24 protein-coding genes, 1 tRNA gene and 1 pseudogene are annotated in these 26183 nt (G+C 58.7%); 11 read left to right on the top strand and 15 right to left on the bottom strand.

Going from position 1 to position 26183, the window contains the following annotated elements:
• Nucleotides 1-2 precede the first annotated feature (2 nt).
• The 3 genes from HLUCCO03_RS09910 to HLUCCO03_RS09900 form a co-directional block, all read right to left on the bottom strand.
• Nucleotides 3-863 carry an HlyD family secretion protein gene (locus tag HLUCCO03_RS09910; RefSeq protein ID WP_027830712.1) on the bottom strand — a complete coding sequence of 287 codons (861 nt, stop codon included), beginning with the start codon at nt 861-863 and terminating at the stop codon, nt 3-5.
• A gap of 32 nt (nt 864-895) precedes the next feature.
• On the bottom strand, nt 896-1096 hold the full coding sequence (locus HLUCCO03_RS09905) for a DUF1656 domain-containing protein (RefSeq protein ID WP_027830713.1): 201 nt from the start codon (nt 1094-1096) through the stop codon (nt 896-898).
• A gap of 266 nt (nt 1097-1362) precedes the next feature.
• Nucleotides 1363-1506, bottom strand: coding sequence for an NAD(P)-binding domain-containing protein (locus tag HLUCCO03_RS09900; protein WP_081813489.1), 144 nt, complete (start codon nt 1504-1506; stop codon nt 1363-1365).
• 226 nt (nt 1507-1732) lie between these two features.
• Between HLUCCO03_RS09900 and HLUCCO03_RS09895 the strand changes: the two are divergent.
• Nucleotides 1733-1903, top strand: a pseudogene (locus HLUCCO03_RS09895) (IS1380 family transposase); the annotation flags it as partial.
• A 270-nt stretch (nt 1904-2173) separates the two neighbouring features.
• Here the strand turns inward: HLUCCO03_RS09895 and HLUCCO03_RS09890 are convergent.
• The 6 genes from HLUCCO03_RS09890 to HLUCCO03_RS09865 form a co-directional block, all read right to left on the bottom strand.
• Nucleotides 2174-2250, bottom strand: a tRNA-Arg gene (locus HLUCCO03_RS09890).
• A gap of 103 nt (nt 2251-2353) precedes the next feature.
• Nucleotides 2354-4201: a protein kinase gene (locus tag HLUCCO03_RS09885; RefSeq protein WP_036197216.1), complete on the bottom strand. Its 1848-nt coding sequence runs from the start codon at nt 4199-4201 to the stop codon at nt 2354-2356.
• Between the two features lie 9 nt (nt 4202-4210).
• Complete coding sequence (locus HLUCCO03_RS09880; protein WP_027830716.1) at nt 4211-5794, bottom strand: dihydrolipoyllysine-residue acetyltransferase; 1584 nt, start codon at nt 5792-5794, stop codon at nt 4211-4213.
• 26 nt (nt 5795-5820) lie between these two features.
• The gene (locus HLUCCO03_RS09875) at nt 5821-6798 is read right to left on the bottom strand and encodes a transketolase C-terminal domain-containing protein (RefSeq protein ID WP_027830717.1); all 978 of its coding nucleotides are present in this window, start codon (nt 6796-6798) and stop codon (nt 5821-5823) included.
• A gap of 1 nt (nt 6799) precedes the next feature.
• Nucleotides 6800-7984, bottom strand: a complete 1185-nt coding sequence (locus HLUCCO03_RS09870; RefSeq protein ID WP_027830718.1) for a thiamine pyrophosphate-dependent dehydrogenase E1 component subunit alpha — start codon at nt 7982-7984, stop codon at nt 6800-6802.
• Between the two features lie 167 nt (nt 7985-8151).
• Nucleotides 8152-8694 (bottom strand): YaeQ family protein, encoded by a 543-nt coding sequence (locus HLUCCO03_RS09865; protein WP_027830719.1) that lies wholly within the window; start codon nt 8692-8694, stop codon nt 8152-8154.
• Nucleotides 8695-8768: 74 nt separating this feature from the next.
• On the opposite strand from HLUCCO03_RS09865, the gene HLUCCO03_RS09860 reads away from it, so the two are divergent.
• The 5 genes from HLUCCO03_RS09860 (at nt 8769) to HLUCCO03_RS09840 (ending at nt 12106) form a co-directional block, all read left to right on the top strand.
• Nucleotides 8769-9128 (top strand): CidA/LrgA family protein, encoded by a 360-nt coding sequence (locus tag HLUCCO03_RS09860; RefSeq protein WP_027830720.1) that lies wholly within the window; start codon nt 8769-8771, stop codon nt 9126-9128.
• On the top strand, nt 9121-9855 hold the full coding sequence (locus HLUCCO03_RS09855; RefSeq protein WP_027830721.1) for an LrgB family protein: 735 nt from the start codon (nt 9121-9123) through the stop codon (nt 9853-9855). Before HLUCCO03_RS09860 ends, HLUCCO03_RS09855 begins: the two co-directional genes overlap by 8 nt.
• A gap of 104 nt (nt 9856-9959) precedes the next feature.
• A complete protein-coding gene (locus tag HLUCCO03_RS09850; protein ID WP_081813490.1) occupies nt 9960-10166 on the top strand; it encodes a bacterioferritin-associated ferredoxin in 207 nt (68 codons plus the stop codon).
• Between the two features lie 98 nt (nt 10167-10264).
• Entirely contained in the window at nt 10265-10741 is a 477-nt protein-coding gene (bfr, locus tag HLUCCO03_RS09845) for a bacterioferritin (RefSeq protein ID WP_027830722.1), read from the top strand.
• A 12-nt stretch (nt 10742-10753) separates the two neighbouring features.
• Nucleotides 10754-12106: a phosphomannomutase/phosphoglucomutase gene (locus HLUCCO03_RS09840; RefSeq protein WP_027830723.1), complete on the top strand. Its 1353-nt coding sequence runs from the start codon at nt 10754-10756 to the stop codon at nt 12104-12106.
• Between the two features lie 158 nt (nt 12107-12264).
• On the opposite strand, the gene HLUCCO03_RS09835 is transcribed toward HLUCCO03_RS09840, so the two are convergent.
• Together HLUCCO03_RS09835 and HLUCCO03_RS09830 are read right to left on the bottom strand one after the other, a co-directional pair.
• Nucleotides 12265-13428, bottom strand: coding sequence for a phospholipase A (locus HLUCCO03_RS09835; RefSeq protein ID WP_051603759.1), 1164 nt, complete (start codon nt 13426-13428; stop codon nt 12265-12267).
• Nucleotides 13429-13438: 10 nt separating this feature from the next.
• On the bottom strand, nt 13439-13777 hold the full coding sequence (locus tag HLUCCO03_RS09830; protein ID WP_027830725.1) for a hypothetical protein: 339 nt from the start codon (nt 13775-13777) through the stop codon (nt 13439-13441).
• A gap of 193 nt (nt 13778-13970) precedes the next feature.
• Between HLUCCO03_RS09830 and HLUCCO03_RS09825 the strand changes: the two genes are divergently transcribed.
• A complete protein-coding gene (locus HLUCCO03_RS09825; protein WP_027830726.1) occupies nt 13971-14384 on the top strand; it encodes a c-type cytochrome in 414 nt (137 codons plus the stop codon).
• 57 nt (nt 14385-14441) lie between these two features.
• On the opposite strand, the gene HLUCCO03_RS09820 is transcribed toward HLUCCO03_RS09825, so the two are convergent.
• From HLUCCO03_RS09820 to rep, 3 genes are all read right to left on the bottom strand, one after another.
• Nucleotides 14442-14999 carry a hypothetical protein gene (locus HLUCCO03_RS09820; RefSeq protein WP_027830727.1) on the bottom strand — a complete coding sequence of 186 codons (558 nt, stop codon included), beginning with the start codon at nt 14997-14999 and terminating at the stop codon, nt 14442-14444.
• Nucleotides 15000-15007: 8 nt separating this feature from the next.
• Nucleotides 15008-17269, bottom strand: a complete 2262-nt coding sequence (locus HLUCCO03_RS09815) for a galactose oxidase-like domain-containing protein (RefSeq protein ID WP_036197219.1) — start codon at nt 17267-17269, stop codon at nt 15008-15010.
• Nucleotides 17270-17403: 134 nt separating this feature from the next.
• Entirely contained in the window at nt 17404-19422 is a 2019-nt protein-coding gene (gene rep / locus HLUCCO03_RS09810; RefSeq protein ID WP_027830728.1) for a DNA helicase Rep, read from the bottom strand.
• A gap of 144 nt (nt 19423-19566) precedes the next feature.
• Here rep and HLUCCO03_RS09805 point away from each other — a divergent pair, with 144 nt between their 5' ends.
• The 4 genes from HLUCCO03_RS09805 (at nt 19567) to HLUCCO03_RS09790 (ending at nt 25668) form a co-directional block, all read left to right on the top strand.
• Complete coding sequence (locus HLUCCO03_RS09805) at nt 19567-21303, top strand: GGDEF and EAL domain-containing protein (RefSeq protein WP_027830729.1); 1737 nt, start codon at nt 19567-19569, stop codon at nt 21301-21303.
• A gap of 47 nt (nt 21304-21350) precedes the next feature.
• Nucleotides 21351-23678 (top strand): Tex family protein, encoded by a 2328-nt coding sequence (locus HLUCCO03_RS09800; protein ID WP_027830730.1) that lies wholly within the window; start codon nt 21351-21353, stop codon nt 23676-23678.
• A 68-nt stretch (nt 23679-23746) separates the two neighbouring features.
• Nucleotides 23747-25300 (top strand): glutamate--cysteine ligase, encoded by a 1554-nt coding sequence (gene gshA / locus HLUCCO03_RS09795; protein ID WP_027830731.1) that lies wholly within the window; start codon nt 23747-23749, stop codon nt 25298-25300.
• A gap of 155 nt (nt 25301-25455) precedes the next feature.
• Nucleotides 25456-25668 carry a ribosome modulation factor gene (locus tag HLUCCO03_RS09790; RefSeq protein ID WP_027830732.1) on the top strand — a complete coding sequence of 71 codons (213 nt, stop codon included), beginning with the start codon at nt 25456-25458 and terminating at the stop codon, nt 25666-25668.
• Between the two features lie 23 nt (nt 25669-25691).
• On the opposite strand, the gene fliL is transcribed toward HLUCCO03_RS09790, so the two are convergent.
• Nucleotides 25692-26141: a flagellar basal body-associated protein FliL gene (fliL, locus tag HLUCCO03_RS09785; protein ID WP_027830733.1), complete on the bottom strand. Its 450-nt coding sequence runs from the start codon at nt 26139-26141 to the stop codon at nt 25692-25694.
• Nucleotides 26142-26183: the final 42 nt, after the last annotated feature.

Below are 26183 nucleotides of genomic sequence, written 5' to 3'. Positions count from 1 at the left end.
CGCTACTCGGAGTCCAGATAGATAGAAACCGTCATCCCGGCACTCAGATGTATATCCTCCGGCACCGGGTCCAGCGCAATATCTACCGGGATCCGTTGGGCTAACCGCACCCAGTTGAATGCCTGTTGAACCTGGGGAAGCATCTGGTCGTTACTGTTGGTATTGATATCGGCAACCCCCGGGGCAATGCTGACGACGGTTCCAGTCAACTTCCGGTCGCCCCCCATCAGGGTAATCCGGGCAGACTGCCCCACCTGCACCTTATGCAATTTGGTTTCCTCAAAGTACCCGGTAACATAAAAAGAATCGGCCTTAACCTCAGACAGCACTGCCTTTCCTTTATCCACGTAGTTGCCCTGACGCAGATGAAGGTTGCTGATGGTGCCGTCTGCCGGCGCCACCACCTGCGTGCGGTCCAGATCAATACGTGCCATCTCCAGTTCCGCCCTGGCGAGCTCAAGACCGGCCTCCGCGGACTCCCGGTCAATACGGTAGGTTTCCGGGTCTTCCTCAATGGGGGCGTGTTCGTCGGACAGCTCTTGTCGGTTCTGGTACCTATGTCTGGCAAGTTCCAGAGCAAGGCGTTTCTCTGCGACCTTCGCCTTTGCTTCCGCAAACACCGCCAGATAGCGCGTATCATCAATGGTAAAGAGTGGATCGCCCTGCTTTACAGCCTGGTTGTTTGCCACGCTCAGTTGCGTGACCCAGCCTGAAACATCTGGCGCAATCGTGATGACATCGGCACGAATCCTTCCGTCGCGGGTCCATGGCGAATACAGGTAATGGTTCCAGACCCAACTGCCGGCAACAACCGCTATCGCCACCACCAGCAACGTAATACCAACACGCAGTAGCTTTTCCATGAATCTTCCCTATGTGTCCCGTCTGGCTAATTCTAGCCCTCAAACAGATAAACAATGATGGCCAGGTAGCACACGAACGCGGCGACATCGAACCATGCCTGCTTCCAAATGTAGCGGCGCAGGTCCAGACGGTGCAACGCCAGCCGGGTGACAGCGCTCAAAATGAATGCCATCGGCACCAGCACCAACAATGGACTGAACAGCATTCCGCCAAAATTCAGTTCGTGAAGCATGCATCCCTTACCGTTGTATGATGACGTGGTGGCCAATCAAGAAGCTTAAGCCAGCGATATCAGAGCCCGGAAAGAACAGCGACCGCACTAGGTAGGAGTCAGTCGTGAACGCCATTCCAGGACATTCAGTGATCGAGCGTCTGCAGGTAATCGAATACCGCAGCAAAGTCATCGCGTCCGTGGCCTGCGCTGTTGGCCTGCCCGAAGACAGATTTGGCCGGACCTGTTCCACATCAGCGGACTCACCGCCCGGCAGGAATGTCAGCTCACCCGTTTCTGCCGGCGCTTTTGAGCGGTGCCATTGCCTCGGGAGACCGGTTAAAGACCGTCAGTGTAATTCCGTCATGCCTGAGCAGGTTGCTGGCCATGCGGTTGCCCATGATCCCGAGCCCGATAAATGCGACGTTCATATAATTCTCCCTGATGCTTCCAGTAAAATGTAGTTCAGTCGGAGTATGAGGCAGTTATTTCGATGCGAACGACTCAGAATATCCGGTTATGGACGGCCACTTTCAAATGTCAGGCCAAGAAGGAACCTGGTTAATGTACCACTCCGTTGGTTTCCCAGAGCCGTTCATGGTTTTCGATCAGGTCACGTTCACCGTTCGCACCAGCGATGCCAGCGCTCAGCTGTATCTGGAGCCGGAGGTCAGCCTCGAAGGCTGAATCACGTCCCTGCCCGCCGATATGGCCAGTGAGCAACAAGTCATGGTGCTGTACAGCGACCACGCCACCAGCGAGCAGTTTCACAGCGAGTTCAAGACCGACCTGGATCTGGAGCGCCTGCCGTCCGGCAAGTTCGACACCAGGGGTTCTATCCCGTTACTGCGGACATGCCAAAAAAGGAGGCTGAATACCTCCAAAGGTGAGGGTTGGTCTATCTGCCTGAATGTTCGCTTTGCGACCGTAGCGCCCTCAATGAATCTTTTTTCAGAGGTGTTTTGGTTTCGTTCAGTGCAAAGGTCAGATTTTGATCGCCCCGATTTCCTTCCCAATTTGTGCGGACACACCATGGACACAATTTGGACACAGCCAATAAAAAAGGACCTGCGTTTTCACACAAGTCCTTGAAAAATATGGCCCGCCCGAGAGGATTCGAACCTCTGACCTCTGCCTCCGGAGGGCAGCGCTCTATCCAGCTGAGCTACGGGCGGTTGTCGATATCAACGCTTTGGCGTCAATTTCGAGTGCGCAATCTTACGTGTGATGGGGTGTTCTGTCCAGTCCTCTTGGCGCTGGTTGGGCCGGATATTGCGTTCAGGCGGAATCGGCTTCGGCCCTGGGGTTTCTGGGGTAGTAGCGTTCCGGCAAACGTTCGATGTGGGGGAAGAAGCGGGTGTCCTTGTAGGGCATTTTCATGAAGCCGGAGACGCCCAGCCCGGTGATCTTGTCCACCGAGGAGAGGATCACGTCCAGCAGGCGAGAGAATTCGTCTTCCCGGTCCGGGTCCAGCAGCCGGTAGTGGCTGTGGATCTTGAGGTGGCGGGGCAGGGCTTCGAAGATGATCATGCCGGTGTGGTGGATGTTGTTCAGGGCTTCCAGGGCGCTGATGATGGTTTGCGGCAGCACCAGGAATTCTTCCGGGTCGGGGCCGTCTTCGAAGTAGGAGTGCACGCGGGATTCGTCTTCCACTTCCGGTGCCGCGCTGACTTCGTACTTCAGCCGCATGCCGGGCTCTGGCTCAAAGGGCTGATCCGGTTCGTCCCGGTCGATGTGCAGGGTGTTGCGGGCGTTGAACAGGCAGCTCTTGAAGATGCCCTGCCGGTAGATGGCCTGGGCCAGGTTCACCATGTTGTTGACGGCGCGGGTGAAGGCGTTTTTCAGCCTGGGGTCGTGCAGGTTCAGTGACGTGTCTATGTACACGCCGTCGCTTTCCCAGCGCACGGCAAGGCCGCCTTCGACGGGGTAGCGGCCCAGCCGGCTGACGGAGGCGAGGAAAGCTTTTTCGGTTTCCCCCATGCCTTGCATAAAGTTCTTGTAGTAGCGGTCCAGCTGTACGTCGTTTACATCGTTGAGGGTTTCCGGGGCGCCTTCCTGGCGCAGGAAGGATTTGCGGGAGCTGTACACCACGGTATCGATGTCGTGATCTGAGGCCCGTGTCCAGACGGGCACCAGTGGCGTAATGGGTGGCTCGGGCAGATCAATCATCACCGTGCGCGCCATCCTGGGCATTTCGCTCAGGTAGTAGTCACCAGCCTTGCGGCGGGTGTCCGGGTCCGGGGCCAGCATGCCGTCGAGCATGCGGGCGAATTCCATGGGTAGCCCCAGGGAGGTCGCGGGAATGGCCTGGTGGCCGAATCGGCACGACTGGCCCGAGGCCAGCGCATAGAGTGTGCCGGCTGCGCCCTGCTCATCGAAACGGGGCGACGAGAGCCCGCCATTGAGCTGCTCCTCGCCAATAAAGTAGACATCACCCAGCCGGGCGTTGGTCTGCTGCAGGTTGTCGGACATCAGCTCCATGACGTTGGTGGTAAGGAACTGCTGGTTGGCGTCCAGTTGCGCGAATACGGATGAGCCCCAGTCGATGAGGGCGATGTTCTCGGTGCTGGCATCGAACACCAGGTTCGAGGGCTTGATGTCGCCGTGGACGATGGGCCGGCCGGCTGGGCCGTTCTCCCGGCGCAGGTTGCGCAGGATGTCCGCAAGCTGGTCGGCGATGCGCATCACCACCCGGGGTTTGAGGCGGCCTTCACGCAGGGAAACCTCCTCCAGGTTAAGGCCGGCGGCCCGTTCCATCACCAGGATGGGCTGGTTGTGTGCCCGCTGGTAGGCAATCAGCCGGGGCACCCTGGGGTGGCGGACCTGCTCGAGGATGTAGGCCTCGTCCTCCAGCCGGTCCTGCAGATGTTGGGGCAGGTTGATGCGGGTAAATTTGAAGACGTGCTCCGGGCCCTTGTTGTCGGGTGAGGGCAGGCGGCCTGCAAACACAAATCCGTAGGCGCCCTTGCCGATCAGTTCAATGTCCAGGTAGCCCAGTTGGCGGAGCTGGTCGGCGCACAGCGCCACCCAGTCCTTGAGCTTCTTGGCATCGTCATGGCTGAGCAGGTAGATCGACTGCTCTTCAGGTATGTAGAACTGCTGAAGTTGTGTGTTCTGCTCAGCCATGATGCCCCGTCAGCCCATGTGCAACAGCATGGATTGCGGCGATTCCAGGTAGCCTTTCCAGCGGTTGCAGAAGCGCGCAATGGTACCGCCATCTATGATGCGATGGTCTCCCGCCCAGCTTACGGTCAGGATGGCCCGTTCCACCACCTGGCCGTTGGCGTCGAAGCGTGGCAGCTTCTGGGTCCGGCCCAGGGCCACAATCGCTACTTCCGGCGCATTGATAATGGGTGAGGCATAGGTGCCGCCCAGCGCGCCGATATTGGAGATGGTGATGGTGCCGCCCTTGAGGTCCTCCTGGCTGACACGGCCGGAACGGGCCGCCTCCGTCAGGCGCGCGACTTCATCGGCAATGCCCAGCAACGTGAGGTTTTCAACACCCTTGACGTTGGGAACCATCAGCCCCGCCTTGCCGTCCACCGCCATGCCGATATTGCACTGGGGCAGGTAGTGAATCTCGGTAACCTCGTCGTTGACGCGGCTGTTGAGCACCGGGAACTCCTGAACTGCCAGGGCCATGGACTTCATGAAGAAGGGCATCAGCGTCAGGCGGGACCCACGGGCTTCCGCTTCCGGCTTGAGTTGCTCCCGCAACTTGAGCAGGTCGGTAACGTCAATATCCTCACTGTAGATAAAATGAGGGATGGTGGTTGCCGACTTGACCATGCTGCGGGCCATCGCTGCTTTCATGCCCTTGATGGGCTCGATGCGAACTTCCTGCTCGCGCTCCGGCCGCCTGCGTTCGCCGGAGGTGACCGGCTGTGATTCGTCTCTCGGCTGCTGGCCCTTGGGTTTATCCAGGTGGGCCAGCACGTCCGCCTTCAGCACCCGGCCATCCTTGCCGGAACCGGCAATATCCGCCAGGTTCAGGCTGTGCTCCCGCACCAGTCGGCGCACGGCGGGGCTGGCGGGAATGCGTTGCCGGTTTCCCGTAGCGACCGGTCTTGCGGTAGCCGGGGAGGGCTCCGGTGCCGGTTTTGAGGCCGCTTTTGCCTCGGCAGGCTCGTCACGCTCCCGGGGAATGAACGCAAACAGCGGGGAGTGCACCCGGGCCATCTCCTGCTGTTTATGGTAAAGCCTGGTGACGCGGCCGGCCTTGGGCGCGGTGATTTCCACCATGGCCTTGTCGGTCATCACATCCACCACCGGCTGGTCTTCCTCGATCTCGTCACCTTCGGCGACGCGCCATTCCACCACCTCACACTCGACAATGCCTTCGCCGATGTCCGGGAGGATGAAGTCCTCGGTGGCGTCGTCTGTGTCCGGTTTGTTGGCGCTGGCCTGCTGTTTCGCAGTGGGCACTTCGCTGGCGGCTTCATCGGTTTTTGCCTGGGGCGACGGGCTCTGCTCGCTCTCGCCACCTTCTTCCACCAGTTCGAACAGCGGGGCGTGGACCTTCGCGATATCGCCCTCCTTGTGGTAGAGGCGGGTAACCTTGCCCTTATAGGGCGCCGGAATCTCCACCAGGGCCTTGTCGGTCATCACCTCGGCCACCGGCTGGTCTTCCTCGATGATGTCACCCTCGGCGACGAGCCATTTGACCAGTTCGCACTCCACGATACCTTCGCCGATATCGGGCAGTATAAAATCACTCATGATTGCTCTCCTGTCCTGATATCAACCTAGAATTCCACGCTCGACCTGATGGCCTCACAGACCTTCAGGTGATTGGGCAGGTGCTCTTTCTCCAGCACCAGCGGGAAGGGGGTATCCATCCCGGTCACCCGGGCGATCGGGGATTCCAGGTACAGGAAGCAACGCTCCTGTATCGTCGCCGCAATTTCCCCGGCGAAACCGCCGGTCAGCGGGGCTTCGTGGGTTACCACCAGGCGCCCGGTCTTGAATACCGAGTTGGCCACGGTTTCCACGTCCCACGGCAGGATGGTTCTCAGGTCGATGACTTCACAGGAAATGCCGTCTTTCTCGGCCGCCTCCACGGCCTGTTCAATCACTTCCATCTGGGCGCCCCAGCCCAGCACGGTCACATCCGTGCCTTCCTTGAGCACTTCCGCTTCCCCCAAAGGCAGCCGGTAGTCTTCATCCGGCACGTCGCCGACGGAAGCGCGGTAGAGCCGTTTGGGCTCGAAGAACAGGGTCGGGTTCTGGTCATGTATGGCCGCCAGCAGCAGGCCCTTGGCCTGGTGGGGATTGCGTGGCACCACGATCTTCAGGCCCGGTGTGTGGGCGAAATACGCTTCCGGTGACTGGGAGTGATAGAGCCCGCCGGCGATTCCGCCGCCATAGGGGGCGCGGATGGTCAGCCCGCCCACATTGAACAGGTTGCCGGAACGGTAGCGGAACTTGGCAGACTCGTTCACGATCTGGTCGAAGGCCGGGAAGATGTAGTCGGCAAACTGGATCTCGGCGACCGGTACGGAACCCTGGGCCGCCAGCCCGTTGGCGAAGCCGATGATGCCCTGTTCCACCAGTGGGGTGTTGAAGCAGCGGGCCTTGCCGTATTTCTGTTGCAGGTTGCTGGTGGCGCGGAAGACGCCGCCGAAAACACCCACGTCTTCACCGAAACACAGCACCCGCTCGTCGGCGGCCATGGCGGTATCGAGGGCATTGTTGATGGCCTGGAGCATGTTCATCTGTGTCATCTCAGGCCCCTCCCTTCACGTGTTCGGCGCTCTTCGGGTAGTCGTCCGGGTGGCGGCGGATATGGGCCTTGAGTTTTTCAAACTGCCCGGCCAGAACCGGCGGTACCTCGTCATAGACATCGCTGACAAGGGTATCCAGTGGCGGTGGCGGCAGTTTCTGCGCCCGTTTCATGGTTTCCAGCACCTCGCGGCGCATGTTCTCCTGAAGCTGCTTCTCGTCGTTCTCACTCCACCATTTCTTTTTCTCGAGCCAGAGGCGCATGCGCAGGATCGGGTCTTTCTCCCGCCACACGGCTTCCTCGTCCTTGCTGCGATAGCCGGAGGGGTCGTCGGAGGAGGAGTGTGCGGCCAGGCGATAGGTCATGGCCTCGATCAGCACCGGGCGATTGTGCCCCACCGCCAGACTGCGGGCCGCTTTTGTGGCCTCGTGCATGGCGAGTATGTCGTTACCATCCACCCGGATCACATCCATCTTGTAGCCATAGGCGCGGGGGGCCACGCCATCGGCGGCGAACTGCTCGGCGGCCGGTGTGGAAATGGCGTAACCGTTGTTGCGGCAAAGGAAAATCACCGGAACACGGTGAACCGCAGCCATGTTCAGGGCGGCGTGGAAATCCCCTTCCGAGGCGGCGCCTTCGCCGAAATAGGTGATGGTGCAGTGTTTCTCACCCTTCAGCTTCTGGCCATAGGCATAACCGGTGGCCTGGGGAATCTGGGTGGCCAGGGGTGACGAGATGGTCATGTAGTTGAGCTTGCTGGAACCGTAATGAACCGGCATCTGGCGGCCTTTGCCGTAGTCCCGCTCGTTGCCGAACAACTGGTTCATGAACTCGTCGATGCTGAATCCGCGATAGGCGAGGGCACCCTGTTCCCGGTACTGCGCCATGATCATGTCGGCGTCGTCCAGTGCGGCGGCACTGCCGATCACGGCAGCTTCCTCACCGGTACACTGCATGTAGAAACTCAGCCGGCCCTGGCGCTGGGCGGCCAGCATGCGTTCATCGAGAATCCGGGTGGTGACCATGGCGCGATATATACGCAGGGCCTTGTCTTTGTTCAGGTCAGGGGCCTTGGCGCCCTTGTAGAGCGAGCCGTCCTGCTTGAGCAGTTTGAAGGTGGGAATACGGAATTCCGCACCGTCGGTAAAAACCGGGGAATAAACAACTTTGCCTTTTGTTGTTGTCATAATCCTCTTCCTGGGGTAGTGGCTTGAGGAACAAAACACCCCTTGTGAGGGTGTCGCTGATGTCAGTATAGCCAACCTGGCGGACCGGGTAAGGTCCTAGTTAAAATTGGCTGAAGTTTACCTTAACGTAAACTGCTCTTTTCTGGTAGACCCGGGAGACTGATTTTTTAACGGGGGTAAAAAGGCTCGGGTGTCACGCTGATAAGCGTTTCCTCGTTGCCGATGTTGACGGTGCCGTCCTGGATCGTGCATTGCAGGTTCATCCCACGTTCGGAAAGGCTGGCCAGGGATTCGGTATCTTCCGGTGACAGGTTAACGATGGTGAGGTTGTTGAACCGCGTCAGCTTACCCTGATGTTTCTCCCACCACAGGGGCACCGCGCGGCCACCGTAGGTGTAGAGGATAACCTGGTCGGCCCGGTTACAGGCTTTGCGCAGGCGGCTCTCGTCGGGCAGGCCAAGCTCGATCCACAGCTCGATCTCATCGCTCAGGCTTTTCTGCCACAGGTCCGGTTGGTCGTCGGTGCTGATGCCTTTGGTGAATTCCAGGGTGTCACTGGCATTCAGTATGAAGGCCAGCAGGCGTATCATCATGCGCTCGTCGTTCTCCGACGGGTGGCGGGCAACGGTCAGGTGGTGGTCACCGTAATAGTGCCTGTCCATATCCGCGATGTTCAGTGTTGCCTTGAAGATAGTTGCCTTGAGCGCCATTGGGCTTCCTGGGTTGTGTGGCCGGAGTTATCCGGACCAGTGTAAATCAAATGTTCAGCAGAGAAATAATAACCATGGCGATGTTGCGCGGTTTTCTGATTCTGACGGTGTACTTTATGGTCGGCGAGGCTGTAAGGGTGTTGCTGGCATTGCCAGTCAGTGGCGGCGTTATCGGTATGATTCTGCTCACCCTGACACTGATGGCCAGGGGCACCATCAGCGACAGCCTGGCTGGAGCAAGCCGGGCGCTGATTTCGGTACTGGTGCTGCTGATCATGCCGGGTGTGGTAGGCGTGTTCTTTGTGGCCGATGAATTTGCCGGGCAATGGCTGGCGGTGGGTGTGGCGCTGGTGATTGGAACGCTCCTGAGCGTGCTTACTACGCTCTGGCTGATGCAGCGTTTCAGTGGCCAGAAGGGTGAAAGCCATGAGTGAGCTCTCCGGGCGCTTTCAGGAACTGCTGGCCATGATGTCCACCAGTCCGGTGCTGGCGATTGTGCTGACACTGGGTGCCTTTTTTGCGGGTAACCGCCTGTTCCGGTTACTGAAACATCCGGTATGGCTCCCGCCGATCCTGATATCCGCCATGCTGGTGGGCGGGGTGATCGCCGTGCTGGCAATTGATTACCGTGACTATCGTGAAGGGGCCCAGTGGCTGGTGGTCCTGCTCGGGCCGGCGACGGTGGCCCTGGGTGTGCCCCTGTACCAGCAGATGCACCACATCCGGGCAATGTGGCGCCCCATTGTTTTCACCCTGCCGGTGGCGGCCACACTGGCGGCGGTTTATGCGGTGGTCATTGCCGCTTTGCTGGGGGCCTCTCCCGAGGTGCTGGCATCGCTGGCGCCGAAGTCGGTGACGGCTCCCATTGCCATCGGCATCACCGAGCAGCTTGGCGGTTCGGTGTCGCTGATGATGGGCGGATTGCTGATTACCGGCATCATGGCAACCCTGTTTGTTGACTTGCTCGCCCGCTGGCTTTCCATAACCGACCCGCGCATCCTGGGGCTGGCACTGGGCCTGAACGGGCATGCAATCGGCACCGCCAGGGCATTTGAGCTGGGGCCCATGGCGGGAGCCTTTGCCTCCCTGGGGATGGGACTGACCGGTATTTTCACGGCCCTGATCCTGCCGCTCGCTTTTCGCCTCACGGGTATTGGATGAGCACGGATACAATAATTTGCACAAAAAGTGCACATAGGGGTTGCAAAGCCGCATGCAAATGACAATAATTATCAGTACCTTTCATCGGCCCGTGAGAAACCCGAATGTACGTATGCCTTTGCCATGGTGTAACAGACCGAGAAATCCGTGAAGCCGCAGATAGTGGTGTCAGTTCCATGCGTCAGCTTGGTAAAGAGTTGGGGGTGGGAACCCAATGCGGTCGTTGTGCCTGCACCGCGAGAGAAATCCTTCGTGAGAGCCGCACACCGGATTATCTGGCCATGGCAAATATGCTCGCCCAGCCGGCCTGATCTGGCATTAGCTGCAATCCTTTCCCATTTGTGATTTTTTCTTCTCTTCTGAAGGGCTATCCTTGTAAGGAATGTAAATCCAAGCTAGGAGATCCGTCATGAAGGGCGACAAGAAAGTCATCCAGTTCCTCAATAAAGTGCTCGCTAACGAGTTGACCGCCATCAACCAATATTTTCTCCATTCCCGTATGTACAAGGATTGGGGGATCACAAAGCTGGCAGACAAGGAATATGAAGAGTCTATCGATGAAATGAAGCATGCGGATCAGCTTATTGAGCGCATTCTGTTTCTGGAAGGCCTTCCAAACCTGCAGGACCTGAACAAGCTTCTGATCGGCGAGAATGTCGAAGAGATGATTTCCTGTGACCTCAAACTTGAAATGATTGCCCACAAGGACCTCAAAGAAGCCGTCGTCTATTGCGAGCAGGTTCAGGACTACACCAGCCGCGAATTGTTCCGCAGCATTCTGGACAGCGAGGAAGAGCATATTGACTGGCTTGAAACGCAGCTGGACATGATCGGCAAGATGGGGATCCAGAATTACATCCAGCTCCAGTCTTCCGCAGGGGAGTAACCCACAGTGACAATGGACCTGTCCTGCTTTAAAGCCTACGACCTGCGCGGCCGTGTGCCGGAGCAACTCAATCCTCAGCTGGCCGAACGCATAGGCCGCGCGTACGTGGAAGTCACCGGCGCAAAACGCGTCATCGTCGGCTACGACATCCGCCTGTCCAGCCGTGAAATTGCCGATGCCCTCAGCTCAGGCATCATGGCGGCTGGTGCTGACGTTTTCGACATCGGTCTGTGTGGCACGGAAGTGGTTTATTTTGCCACCAGCCATTACAAGATGGACGGCGGTATCATGGTCACTGCCAGTCATAACCCACGTGACCACAACGGCATGAAGATGGTAGGCCCGGACTCCCGTCCCATCAGCTCGGACAACGGCCTCAATGACATCCGGGACCGGGTGCCGGAACCCTTCGGCGATGCGCCGGAGCAGGGACGATACGAACCGCTGGAAGTGACCACCGCCTACATTGATCATCTGTTGGGATATGTGGATGCGGGAACGCTCAAGCCCATGACAATCGTGGTCAATGCCGGTAACGGCGGCGCCGGGCTGATCATCGACGAGCTGGAGCAGCACCTGCCATTCGATTTCGTGAAAGTACACCACGAAGCCGACGGCAACTTCCCCAACGGCGTCCCCAATCCCATCCTGGAAGAAAACCGCGCCCCCACCGCCGAAGCGGTTATCGAACACGGGGCCGCCATGGGCATCGCCTGGGATGGCGATTACGACCGCTGCTTCTTCTTCGACGAAAACGGCCGCTTCATTGAGGGTTACTACATCGTCGGCCTGCTGGCAGACCAGTTCCTGCGCAAAACCGGCGGCGGCAAGGTCATCCACGACCCGAGGCTGACCTGGAACACCATCGACCTGGTCAAGGCCGCCGGCGGCGAAGCCATCGAAAGCAAAACCGGCCATGCCTTCATCAAACAACGCATGCGCGACGAAGACGCCGTGTACGGCGGCGAAATGAGCGCCCACCACTACTTCCGCGACTTCGCCTACTGCGACAGCGGCATGATCCCCTGGCTGCTGGTGGCCGAACGCCTGAGCCAGTCCGGCCAGACCCTGTCATCCCTCATCGACGCCCGCATCGAAGCCTACCCGGCCAGCGGCGAAATCAACCGCACCATCGCCGATCCCCCGAAAGTCATCGCTGCCATTGAAGCCAAATACAGCGTCGGCGCCAAAGACGTTTCCCACGTCGACGGCGTCAGCATCGAATTCGACGACTGGCGCTTCAACCTCCGCATGTCCAACACTGAACCGGTGGTTCGCCTGAATGTGGAATCGAGAGGGGATATTCCGTTAATGAAGGAAAAAACGGCAGAGCTGTTGGCGGAAATGGAGCGATTGAACAAGTAAGGCCTATCTCAGATGCTCGGGGGCAGTCAGGCAGGTGCCCCTTTCAGAAACTGTGCGGAGCCATGGATGGCGGAGCCCAAGCGTACAGGGACGTATTCACAGCGTGTTTCTGAAAGGGGTGCCTGCCTGACTGGCCTTGCACCAGAAGCCAGAAAAAATCAAAGCCAGTCGTTCAGCATAATCCCGATACCAATCCGCTGAATCCGCTCATTGTAATCGATCAGGCTCTCCCCATACCCGTTGAAATACTGACCATACCCCTTGATGGTATCCCCCATCGGAAAACTGTACCCCAGCTCAACAGACGTCTTGTTGTCTTCAGACCGCAAATTATTCTGCACCGTCAGTGACAGCGTCCTGTCCTCGCTCCACTTATAGATAGCCATATAATCCGCATGGCCCACATAACGCTCAATATCCTCATTGTCGTCTTCGCTGGACGCCTCCGGTAACCGGTACCAGGGCTGAATCATGAATAACCAGCGGTCATAGCTGTAGGCTGCAGAGGCAACAATCCGGTTCCAGCTGCGGGAACGTGGCTCAGACTGGCCATTCGACTCGTGATTCAAACCCAGGGAGACGCCGCTGAGCGTACCGGGGCCAATGTCGTAGTCAGTTGCGTAGCGCAGAAAGAACTCCGGTTCGTAGTTGGTTTCCCGGAACGGGGCCGAATCATCGGTGTTATAGACCTGCCAGAAGGACTTCTGGGTGTAGCCGAACCAGAGCGTGGTGCGGTCATCAAGCCACCCGGTCAGCAGCGGCACCTTGAAGCTGATCTGATACTTGGCTTCCTGATTATCGATACCGTAATCGTAATTCGCCGCGTCCAGTCTCGGGCTGCTGGGATCCCGATTGGCATTTTTCATGTAGGTGGCTGGCAGGATATACATTGGCCGGTGGCCAACAAAACTGCCCGAGAACGAGAAAATCGCCTTCTCGGCAGCCACATACCGGTTAAGCATCGAAGACATTACCCCGGAACTGTCGGAGTCGCCATCTTCCTCCACCTTTTCAACGCTGGCATCTTCGTCCTCGGCATTCGCCAGTTCCTCATATTCGAGGACGTCGGTTGCTTCGTCGATGGCCTCAATCTTTTCCTCGGATGCCTGCTCCCGGGCTTTTGAAGGGTCGTTGATGGCATCGTAACAAGTCAGCCTTTGTACGCCATCTTCAATCAGTGCACACTCTTCGGGGGTCACATCCTCGAAATTCTTCTCGGCTTCCGTCTGGTCTTCGGCGGCAGTGGCTATTTGCGTCGCGCCGCCAAGGCAAAGAAAGAAACTGGCGGCTTGCAGTGCCCGTGAAGGGGATAATGTTGGCATTGCCGTGTCCTTATGTATTGGAGAGACTGATCCATGTGTTGGCGATGCCATATGCCCAGACACCAAGCAATGTGATCACCAGCAGAGAAAAGACAATTTTGTGGCGCGTCTGGCGTTCGGCGGCGGCCGCCACCACCCAGCGCAGGTACATCAGGCCGATAAAACTGATAAAAACGGCCAGGCTGGCAGCTGCAGGGATCAGCAGCCAGGCAGGGCTGAGCACAGCACCGTCTTCGGTGCGGCTGGAAAACCAGCCCATGGAAACCAGAAGTATCGCCAGTGCAGAGAACTCTGTAACAAGCAGAGGCTTACGCCAGGGGTGGGCGCGGGATGGTTTCTCGTCCGTCATAAATTCCGACCTTCGGAGTCTGTTTGGTGCATGGTACCCGGAATAGCCGGGCAAGGCCTTCTGACTTACGAAATGGCAACGAAAATGGTTGAAATCGGACTTCATTTTGCAGTTTGGTTTTTTTGCCCTGCCGCAGTCGCTATAATGCGTCGACTGATTATTATAACGCCCAATTGCGAGGTGCAATGTGAAGATGAAGAGAGTCCTGGCTGCTGTATTGCTTGGCTTCGGCCTGACAACAGGTGCCGTAATGGCAAATGTTGAAGATGAAATCCGCTCCCGTATCGCTCCGGTCGGTGAAGTTTGCGTGGAGGGAGAAGACTGCGGAGAAGAGGCTGCATCCGAAGAGTCGGCCAGCTCAGAGCCTCGCTCCGGTAGCGAAGTCTACGATGCTGCTTGCTCCGCCTGTCATGCCTCCGGTGCTGCCGGCGCGCCTGTCATGGGTGAAAGTGATGCCTGGGCGGATCGAATCGACAAGGGCCTCGACACCTTGGTTGACCACGCTATCAATGGCTTTAAAGGCATGCCCGCGAAAGGCGGCTGTTCCGACTGTTCCGATGAAGAGATCGAAGTGGCTGTCGAGTACATGGTTGAAGAGAGCGAATAAAAAGCCCTCTTTGCTCTGCATTGAACCGAAAAGCCCCGCTCTGCGGGGCTTTTTTGGTTAGTGATGGTCGTCCGTGTCCTGTCTGGTCAGGGCCCGCCGGGATAACCGGCCGGTGATGGCCGCGTCCCTGTCCCCCTGTTGCAGCGGTATACGCCAGTCGGTCACGCTGTCCTCGCCGGCATCGTCATCCGCCGACAGCCGTGGGTCTACCCATCCAAAACTGCCAGAGCCAGAGACCTGTACCCAATGGCGGTCTTCGTCTGCCTCGTAGATGTCACTTTGCGGCAGGGTCTGCCAGTGACGGCTTCTGGTACTGGCTTCCACCCGGCTTTGGGCGAAACGCAGGAAGGGTTTGTTGTCACTGTCGTAAACGGTCAGTGTTTCATCACCCTGATAACGGATCATCAGTGCCGGCTGCGGTGCGTCGAGAATCATGGCGGTCATCGCGCTTATATTGCCGGTGTGGACGATGGTCGCGCGAGTGATCGCCTCCGGGGCGGCATTGCCACCCGGAGGTTGGTGAGCCATTCCTGGCTCCGCCATGATCAGCGCTGCAGCGGAAAAGACGGCCGCCAGCCTCTTCGGGGTTGGCCGCTTCTGGTCAGTTCCGTTCATGGCTCCCCCTAGAGTTGCACGAGCAGGGTGTCTGAATCAGCGCTGGCCTCTGCCATTTCCGTATCGGCACTGCATTCCATTGCCTCGGCAGTCTGAACGGTAATGGGTGCAGAAACTGATGGCACACGGCCTTCTTCGGTATTCTTGCTGGCGAACAGCATGTACTTGCCGGCAGGTACCACGCTGCTGGTTTCCGGCATCCTGAGGTTCAGGTTGCGGCCTTCGCGGCTTTGTACCGGCAGTTCGATGGTGCGCTGATCACCGTCAATCAGGTGGGTCATTACCGTACGGCGTGTCAGCAGAACCTTGTCGATATCTTCGGCCTGGTCCACCCGGATGGTGAACTCATCGCCCGGCATCAGCGTTTCCGGCGCGGAGAGAATCTCCGGGCGGTCATTGCGCATGGCGTAAGGCGGTGTATAGATCTCGAAGCTTGGGTCGCGGCCGTCGTTGGGTGAGAGGCCGAAATCTTCCAGATTGATATGAGACAGATACGCGGTGTTGATAGGCGCGTGGCCACCCACCAGAACCCGGCCGTCCGGCAGCAGAATGGCGGTGTTGTGGTAGGTGCGCGGGCGCTTGCCCATGGCCATTTCGGTCCAGGTGCCGGTCTCGGGATCAAACTTCTCTGCGGTCATGATCGGGCCTTCCAGGCCGGGTCCAGCCACACCGTCACGGTCGCCACCACTGAACACCATGACGGTGCCATCAGGCATGACCACGTTGGTGCCATACCAGCGTGGCTGATTCAATGATTCGGTCAGGCGGGATTCATATTCGATCTCGTCACCGTTGGTGCGTACCGTGTCGATACGGCTCTGATCGGTCGGCAGGTATCCACCCGGATTGGTGAGCAGGGCGTAGCTGGGCACGCCGCCGGCGGTTAGCAGTTCAACGTCGGTGTACTCACCATTCTCGTTCGGCTTGAGTGGCAGCATGGTGGACGAAGTGGAGCCGCGCATACCACCTCCAATGGCGGTTTTCAGTGTTTCCTCGTCGATGTCCAGCTCGCTGGCGGTGGTCTGCAGGTCGGCGTCGGACTCAAGCAGGTCGCCCAGCAGAGACGATCCCTGCTCCGGCGAGAGATTGGTGATGTTGAGTGTGCTGCTCAGCTCGGCCAGCCCGGCCTCGTCCAGCCGCAGGGGCAGGCCGGCGTAGCCGATATCGGTCCAGCTCTGTTCCGCCGGATTGAATGTGGCCACAATATTCCACAAGGCCTGATCATAGCCCTCACCAAACGGATTGAAAGCCTGGCCGCCGGCATTGTAGAGCACATGGCCATTGGGCAGCAGGTGCATGCGGGGATACAGCGGTAGCGAACGGTCGGCGGTGGACGGGTTCTGGGTCCAGGTACCACTGCACGGATCGAAGGTTTCGGTCTGCACCACGTTGCGACCCGAATTCAGCGGGTCTTCCGGGTAGACGGGTTTGAGCAGCTTGGTCACACCGCTGGCCACAAACACCTTGCTGTCTGGCAGGGTCACCAGGGAGGGATACCAGCGCCCGTAGTTCATGTCGCCGGTCTGGGTCCAGGTGTTGGTTTCAGCATCGAAGATGCGGGAGTTCTTGATACCTTCCAGTTCCACCGCGCCAGCCTCGGTGTAGTAGTCAGTGCCACCAACGGCCATGACACTGCCATCGGCCATGCCGATTACATCCGAGCAGAACAGCGCACCGTCGTTCTTGTCGGTGTCATCCGCGGTATCCAGTGTGCCATCCAGCAGGGTGTCGTTGAAGATGGTTTCACTGTCGTTGCCGTCGGGGTTGGCTCCCGCTCGCAACGGGCTTGGCTTCAGCCACTCGGGCTGGTCGTCGTCGCCCAGCGACAGCACCCGGCTCTGGTCGTTAACGGATACCTCACCAAACTCGGCAACAATGGAGAGCTCCACATCTTCGGTACCTTCAAGCGCATTCAGGTAGAGAATGCGGCCATCCTCCAGGAGCGCCACGGTTCCGGCGGAGGGTTTGCACTCCTGCAGGCCTTCGGCGTTGGTCACGCATTTTTCGTCGGTTTCCACGGTCTCACCGTCGACAATAATGGTGGGCTCCGCAAACGGGTCACTGAATGCACCGGTGGGTGAGTAATCTTCCCTGAACGTTGTTTCAGCGGCAGTACTTTCCTGATTGGCCGCAGCGCTTTGCTGATTCGCTGAGGTTTTCCCGGCAGAGGTGTTGTCATCATCGTCGGATTCGCCGCCACAGGCGGCGAGGGCCAGTGTGCCCAAGGCAAGGGCGATGTGCCGGTAGAGTGGTTGTACTTTTGAACTCATCCTTTGCTCCTCGAAATTGTTTTTGTAGAGAGGGGTGGCGGATGGAGCCACCCCTCTCTACCACGGACGAGGAGTCAAAAAGGTTGCAGTTGTCGGACAGTTTTTCTGAAATATTGTCGGACAAAGAGTTGTGGTCAGGTACCCAGATCCCCCAGCAGCGCGCTTAGCGTGGCTTTGCCTTTCTTCTGGTTGGCTTCCACATCCAGGTCACCGGTGCCTTCCCAGCGCAGGTCGTCTTCCGGCAGTTCGTCCAGAAACCGGCTGGGGATGGTTTCCAGTTTTTCACCGTACTGCTTGCGCTGGGCGGCGAAGGTGAGGGTGAGGGTTTCCCGGGCCCGGGTGATGCCCACGTACATCAGCCGCCGCTCTTCCTCGATGTTGCCTTCCTCGATGCTGGAGCGGTGGGGCAGGATTTCCTCTTCCAGGCCCATGATGAACACGTGAGGAAATTCCAGGCCCTTGGACGCGTGCAGGGTCAGCAACTGGACCTTGTCGCTGTCGTCCTCTTCCTCCCGCTGCTCCATCATGTCCCGCAGAATCAGGCGGCTGATGGCGTCCTCGATGCCGATCTCGTCCGCCGTGCCCTTGCCGTCATCGAGCATGCGCTGGATGGATTCCACCAGGTACCAGATGTTCTCCATCCGTTTCTCAGCCTGCTTTGGCGAGCCGGAGTGCAGGTGCAGCCATTCCTCGTACTCGATATCGGTGAACAGTTGCTTGATTACCGGAATCGGATCTTCGCTGTGCAACCGCTCGCAGGTGTTATCCACCCAGTGGGCGAAGCGCCGCAGCCGGTCGAGACCTTTCTCGGTGACATGGGTTTCCGCCCCCATATCGCCCAGCGCCCGGAACAGGCTGACGTTGCGGGAGCGGGCATAGTGGCTCAACTGTTCCAGGGTTCGGGGGCCGATTTCCCGCCGGGGTACGTTCACCACCCGCAGGAAAGCGGCATCGTCGTCCGGATTGACCAGCAGCCGCAGGTAGGACATGGCGTCCTTGATCTCGTTCTTGGAGAAAAACGACTGTCCGCCGGAGATGCGGTAGGGAATCTGGTAGGCCTGCAGCTTCATTTCCAGCAGGCGGGCCTGGTGGTTGCCCCGGTAGAGTACCGCAAAATCCCGGAAGGCCTGGCCCTTCTTGAGTTTCTGGTCAAGGATTTCCGTGGCCACCCGCTCGGCTTCCGCGTCTTCGTTGCGGCAGCGCACGATACGCAGTTCATCCCCGGTGGTGTGGTCGCTCCACAGGGCCTTCTCGAACACGTGGGGATTGTTGGCGATGACCGTGTTGGCGCAGCGAAGGATACGGACGGTGGAGCGATAGTTCTGCTCCAGCTTGACGATCTTCAGGCTGGGAAAATCTTCCTTCAGCTGAGCCAGGTTTTCCGGACGCGCGCCGCGCCAGGCGTAGATGGACTGGTCGTCATCCCCCACCACGGTAAACGCGGCACGCTCTGCCACCAACAGTTTGACCAGCTCGTACTGGCACACGTTGGTGTCCTGGTACTCGTCCACCAGCATGTAGCGGATTTTCCGGCGCCATTTCTGCAGTACCTCCGGGTTGTCGCGGAACAACTGCACCGGCAGCAGGATCAGGTCGTCGAAATCAACCGCGTTGTAGGCCTTGAGGTACTCGTTGTAGTAGCGATAGATAATCGCAATGCGCTGTTCCCGCTCATCCGCGGCCCGGCTCCAGGCATCCTGGGGGCTGCGCATGGCGTTTTTCCAGGACGAGATGGTCATCTGGACATCCGACAGCTCGTCGCCGGCATCCGCGCTGGCTTCCCGCATCATCAGGTCCTGCAGCAGGGCCTTGGCGTCTTCGGCATCGAAAATGGAGAAGCCGGGGTGGTAGCCCAGGTGTTCATGTTCCTCGCGGATCATGTTCAGCCCGAGGTTATGGAATGTGGAGACAATCAGGCCCCGGGTCAGCTTGCGGTCTACCAGGCGGCCGACGCGTTCCTTCATTTCCCGGGCTGCCTTGTTGGTAAAGGTGACCGCGGCAATGTGCCGCCCCGGGATGCCCAGGTGCTCAATCAGATAGGCCACCTTGCGCGTGATTACGCTGGTTTTGCCACTGCCGGCACCGGCCAGTACCAGTAAGGGGCCGTCTGCATACCGAACGGCTTCACTTTGTCGCGGGTTGAGCATGTTCACAAATATGGGCGCCAAATCGGATTTAAATGGGTGAACTCAGGAAGCGGATATTCTACACCAGCAGGACTTGCTGTACCTTGAGGATCTATCAGCTATTCTTGAGGGAATGGAGATGTTTGCTCACCAGGAACGGGACGCTTGTTGATGACCCTGGCTGTAAAATCGTTTAATTCCGGCCATGTGCGCCTGTTGGTACTGACACCCGAGTACTCGGATTTTCTGTGGCTGGGAGCGTTACTGGCGGATGACCGGGAAATGGAACCGGATCTGACCTGGTGTCCCGACCTGATTGACTGCGATGACCTGATCCGCAATACCCACTTCGATGTCATTCTCTGGGACTGCGTGTTTCATGGTGGCTCCGAAGATGCCTTCCTGCAATACCTCTCGGTGTCCAGCAATGACAAGCCGGTGCTGGCCCTGAGCGCAGAGCCGGCAGCGGAGAGAGCGCCCGAGCTGTTTGCCAATGGCGCGGCAGACTATCTTTGCCGTCAGTCGCTGGATGGATGGAATCTGCGCCGGTCGGTCCGTTGCCTCTGGTACCGGCAGCAGCTGTCCGAGTCTGCCCATGGTCAGCTTGGCCGAGAGGTTGCCAGCGGGTTTATCAATCGCGACCTGTTTTTTGATCGCCTGCAACAGGCGCTGCTGAGGGCTGAACGGGCCAGCCAGCGGCTGGCCCTGTTGCACATCAACCTCGATGACTTTCGCAGCTTCAATGAATCCTTCGGTTACCAGAAGAGCGATCAGATCATGCTCAAACTGGCCGAGCGCCTGCGCCAGAACCTGCGGCGTATCGATTCGCTGATGCGCATTGGTGGTGACGAGTTCGCCATTATTGTCGAGAAGGTGGAAGACTCGCTGGATATCACCCAGATTATCCGCAAGATTGTAACTGCCCTCGGAGAGCCTATCAGTATCGACAGTCAGAACGTGGTGGTCAGTGCCAGCCTGGGTGTCGCGACCTATCCTGAAGCCGGGGACAGCCCGGAGAACCTCCTGCGGCGTGCCAACCGGGCCATGTTCGAGGCCAAGCGTGACCCGGGCACCAGCTACCGCTTCTATGATCGTCAGTTGCACATTACCGCCGGGTATCAGCTGCGGCTTGAGGCCGACCTTCGCAATGCCCTGCGGGGTAATGAGCTGGAGGTGTACTACCAGCCCAGGATTGACCTGGCCACGGAGGAAGTTCGAGGGGTGGAATGCCTGTTGCGCTGGAACCATCCGGAGAGGGGGCTGGTGGGGCCGGACGAATTTATTCCCGTTGCCGAACGCAGTGGTCTCATCGTGCCTATCGGCTACTGGGTAATCGAGCAGGCCTGCAAGCGCCTGCAGGAGTGTTCGGAGCTGGGACATCCGGGGCTGGTCTTCGCAGTGAATCTTTCATTCCGGCAGTTCCACGACCGCAAGATGACCGAAACCATCTTCAGGATTATCTTCAATGCCAATATCGACACCAGCCTGCTGGAGCTTGAACTGACTGAAAGTGCGATGATGCACGATCCCGAATATGCCCAGCGATGCCTGCGGGAGCTCAACCAGCTTGGTATCAGTTTTGCCCTGGATGACTTCGGTACCGGTTTCTCGTCACTCAGTAACCTGCAGCACCTGCCCATCTCCCTGGTCAAGATCGACAAGTCCTTTGTCCAGGAACTGGGGCAGTCAGCGGATGCCGAACACATCATCCGCGCTATCATCAGTCTGGCCCACAGCCTGCAGATCAGTGTGGTGGCTGAAGGCGTGGAAACCGAAGGCCAGCTGGAATTCCTGCGCCAGCAACACTGCGACGAAATCCAGGGATACTATTACGCCCGCCCCATGCCATGGCAGGACCTTGTTCAATTCCTGGACAACCGCACCCGGTCTGCTTGCCTGCAGCAATAACCCGCTGTACCTTTGCGCTTTGACTCGTAAGCATCAGATGAGGTTGCATGAACAGTATCATCAGGCGGATTGCCGACGAACTGGGTGTTCGTGAACAGCAGGTTAATGCCACCGTGGAAATGCTCGACGGTGGTGCCACGGTTCCGTTTATTGCCCGTTACCGCAAGGAAGTGACCGGCTCGCTGGACGACAGCCAGCTGCGTACGCTGGAAGATCGCCTGCGTTACCTGCGGGAGCTGGAAGACCGCCGCTCCACCATTCTCAACAGCATCGATGAACAGGGCAAACTGACGGAGGAGCTGCGTGCGAGCATTGACGCCGCCGACACCAAGAACCGCCTGGAAGACCTTTACCTGCCGTACAAGCCCAAGCGGCGCACCAAGGCCCAGATAGCCCGTGAGGCTGGGCTGGAACCCCTGGCCGATGCACTTTACAGCGACCCGACCCTGGAACCGGAGCAGGTGGCGGAGGGCTACCTGAACCCGGACGCCGGCATTACCGACACCAAAGCCGCGCTTGATGGCGCCCGTTATATCCTCATGGAGCGTTTTTCCGAGGATGCGGAGCTGCTGGGCGACCTGCGGGATTTTATCTGGCAGCAGGGCCAGCTCAAGGTCACCGTGGTGGCGGGCAAGGAAACGGAAGGCGCCAAGTTCCGTGATTATTTTGATCATGTGGAGCCGCTGAAAAAGGTCCCTTCCCACCGCGCCCTGGCTATCCTGAGGGGCCGCAACGAAGGCGTGCTGACCTATTCCATTGTGGTGGGAGATGCCGAAGACGATCGTCGCCAGCCGCATCCGGCCGAACAGCGTATCGCTGCCCGCTGGAATGTCCGTGATAATGGCCGCGCTGCCGATCGCTGGTTGTCGGACGTGGTGCGCTGGACCTGGCGGGTAAAACTCTCCACCCAGATTGAAACCGACCTGATGGCGCAGGTAAGGGAAGCGGCGGAAACCGAAGCCATCAACGTGTTCGCTGCCAACCTGAAAGATCTGTTGTTGCTGGCGCCCGCCGGCCCCCGCCCGACATTGGGGCTGGACCCCGGCCTGCGTACCGGTGTGAAAGTCGCCATCATCGACGGCACCGGCCAGGTGGTGGGCCATGGCGGTATTTTCCCGCATGCACCCCGCAACCAGTGGGACCAGTCCATCGAGCAGCTGGCCAACTGCTGTCGCCAGTACAAGATTGAGCTGATTGCCATCGGCAACGGCACCGCCTCCCGGGAGACGGAAAAACTGGTGGCGGACCTGTGCAAGCGTTATCCGGAACTGAAACTGGCGCGGATTGTGGTCAGTGAGTCCGGGGCATCGATTTACTCCGCGTCAGAGTTTGCCTCCCGCGAACTGCCGGATCTGGACGTGACCATTCGTGGTGCGGTATCCATCGCCCGCCGCCTGCAGGACCCGCTGGCAGAGCTGGTCAAGATTGAACCCAAGTCCATCGGCGTGGGTCAGTATCAGCACGACGTATCACAGGTTCAGTTGGCCCGCAGTCTGAACGCGGTGGTGGAAGACTGTGTTAACGGCGTGGGTGTCGACCTGAATACCGCCTCCATTCCCCTGCTTGCAAGGGTTTCCGGACTTAACCAGAGCATTGCCGAGAACATTGTCGATTTCCGTAACCACAATGGCGTATTCCGTGATCGCAAGCAGTTGCTTAAAGTGTCGCGCCTGGGTGACCGGACTTTCGAGCAGGCGGCGGGCTTCCTTCGTATTGCCGGCGGCGACAACCCGCTGGACCGGTCCTCCGTTCACCCGGAAGCCTATGGTGTGGTTGAAGCCATTGCCCGGAAGAATAATCGCAAGGTTGAGGGCATCATCGGTGACGCCCCGTTTCTGCGTTCCCTGAACCCGCAGGACTATGTGACCGATCAGTTTGGTCTGCCGACCATAAAGGATATTATTGCAGAACTGGAAAAGCCTGGCCGTGATCCGCGCCCAGAATTCCGGTTTGCCAGTTTTGAGGAAGGGGTGGAAACCCTCGGTGATCTCAAACCGGGCATGGTATTGGAAGGTTCGGTTACCAACGTTACCAATTTCGGGGCGTTCGTGGATATTGGCGTGCATCAGGATGGGCTGGTACATATCTCCGCGCTGTCCAACACCTTCGTAAAAGACCCGAGGGAAGTGGTCAAGGCGGGTGATATCGTCAAGGTCAAGGTAATGGATGTGGATATCCCGAGAAAGCGGATTGCACTTTCCATGCGTATGGATGACCAGCCGGGCGAGAAGTCAGACCATCGTGCAGGCAGTGGCAGCAAGAGCAAACCCGCTGCCAGGAATGAGCGCCAGAAAAGCAGTGGCAGCCCGCAAAAGGGTGCCATGGCGGGAGCACTGGCGCAGGCGCTGGCATCAGCTCGCAAAGACGGCCGTTAACCCGCGCCAACTCACACAATCGTTATGGCTGCCGGTTGCCCCGGCAGTCGTTCAAGCAGGAGCCATTCATGGGTGAATCCCGCCATCAGCTTTTTCAGCAGTTCACGGCCAGTCAGTGGACAGGGTTCAGAAAGGGCGTGGAAAAAGAAGGCTTGCGGGTCGATCGCAACGGCTTTATTGCCCAGACACCGCATCCGCGCTCCCTGGGCTCCACGCTGACCCATCCTCGTATCACCACGGATTACTCCGAAGCCCTTCTGGAGCTGATTACGCCAGTGTTTGACAGCACCCGTGGCATGCTTGACTCCCTCCGGGATATTCACCGGTTTGTACAGCATCACCTGGGGGACGAAGTCTTCTGGGCGGCCAGCATGCCCTGTGAGCTGGACGGCGATGAAAGCATTCCCATCGCCGAATACGGAACAGCCAATATAGGGCGTCTCAAGCACGTTTACCGCCAGGGGCTGGCAGTACGTTACGGGCGCATGATGCAGAGCATTGCCGGTGCCCATTACAACCTGTCACTGCCGGACAGCTTCTGGAACCTGTGGCAGCAGGCGGTTGGCAACCAGCAAAGTCTCCAGGACTTCAAGTCAGACCAGTACTTCTGGCTGATTCGCAACTTCCGCCGCCGCAGCTGGCTGCTGATGCTGCTGTTCGGAGCCTCCCCGGCTCTGGATGCCAGCTTTGTGGCGGGTGTGCGCCATGATCTGGCCAGGTTCAGCGATGACACCTGGTATGGCCCGGATGCCACCTCACTGCGCATGGGCGACCTGGGCTATCACAACAATGCCCAGGCCTCGCTGAATATCTGTTTCAACGAGCTCAAGACCTACACCGACACTCTGGCCCGGGCGATTCATACCCCCTGGCCGCCTTATGAGGAAATCGGCACCCGGCGCAACGGCGAGTTCATCCAGATCAATACCAGTGTGCTGCAGATCGAGAACGAGTATTACAGCGCCGTGCGCCCCAAGCGGACTACCGAGCGTGAGGAAAAGCCGATTCAGGCGCTGGAATCCCGCGGCGTGGAATACATTGAGGTGCGCTGCCTGGATCTGGACCCGTTTTCTCCGGTCGGGGTCAACGAAAGCCAGATTGATTTCCTGGACCTGTTTCTGCTGGACTGCCTGCTGTCTGACAGCCCCCGTATCGACGACGATGAATGCGAGCGCCTGGATGACAACTTCCAGGATGTGGTCGCCAGGGGCAGGAATCCGGAGCTGAGACTATGCCGTGCCGGTGAGCCGATCGCCGTGGGTGATGCTGCCCGGGCCCTGCTGGATCGCCTGGAGCCGCTGGCGGAACAGCTGGACGGCTGGAACGGCGATGATGCCTACCGTCGGTCCCTTGGGGACCAGCGGGCCAAGTTGGACGACCCGCTCCAGGTGCCTTCGGCGAGGGTGCTGGATGCCATGGAAAGCTCCGGTATGGGGCACCGGGAGTGGGGGCTCGAGATCTCCCGCCGTCATCAGCAGACGCTGCGGGGTGAGGGCCTGCCAGATGAGGTTATGGCGGCGTTCGAGAAAATGAGCAGGGATTCCCTGGCAGAACAGGCCGCCATGGAGCAAAGCGACAACCAGCCCTTTGCCGAATTTCTGGAGCAGTACCTGCGTTCCTGAAGTGAATAATGTGGTTCCGGCCCGGTTTCACACTCTCTCCGGACCTGTCGCACAGAAATGTAACAAAAGTTTGTCAGGCCCTGCGGGCACTGTTAATTTCTGTACGCAGAAAGGCACCGTTTGATGGTGGCTGCACAGGTAAATGGAGAACCGACATGGCCAGAGACATCAAGCTGGGATGGGATGTGGAATCCCTGAACAAGGCCTACCGCCAGGGCTATATGGCTGCTTCCATGGGCATGGACCGCAGCCGCTGCCCGTACCGGGGTGACGTTGTGATTGCCGCCTGGGAGGCAGGTTGGGAAGACGCCGAACAGGTTGCCAGAGAATCGCAGCCCGTGGATGATCTGTTTTCCCGCATTGCCTGAACCGGGCGGCCATTGCCCGGTATCTACTTCTGCACCACAAATTCGGTAAATAACACGCCGGTGATGCTCTCGCCGGTTTGCTGCTCTTCCAGTACCGCATTAATCCTGTTGGCGGCTTCTTCACGCAGTGCCTGCTGCTTCTCGTTTCCGGACAATTGCCCGGTATCCGTCTGCTCCCCGAACAGCATGACCAGCTCGTGGCGCAACCTCGGCATGTGTGCTTCCACGGCGTCGCGAGTGGTCTCCCTGGACGCCCGAATGGTGACAGATGCCTTGAGGTAGGTCAGCTTGTTGCCCGGCTCGCCCACATGGGTCACGAAAGGCGGGTCCATCTCGATGTAGTCGGTGATGCCCGGCTCCTGCTCCTCCTGGGCCTCCGGTTCTGCATCTTCCTCTTCCTGGGCCAGGGTTGCCGGGGCAAAGGGCAGGGTGATCAGCAGTGCCAGTAAAAGGTGCTTTGGCTTTAGTGTCATAGGCTTGAAGTTCGTATTGGGTTAAGGTTAAGGGGCTGGGCG

Origin of the sequence: Marinobacter sp. HL-58 (genome assembly GCF_001314605.1) — a bacterium.
Lineage (GTDB): Bacteria > Pseudomonadota > Gammaproteobacteria > Pseudomonadales > Oleiphilaceae > Marinobacter.
This window is presented reverse-complemented; position numbering and strand designations above follow the sequence as displayed.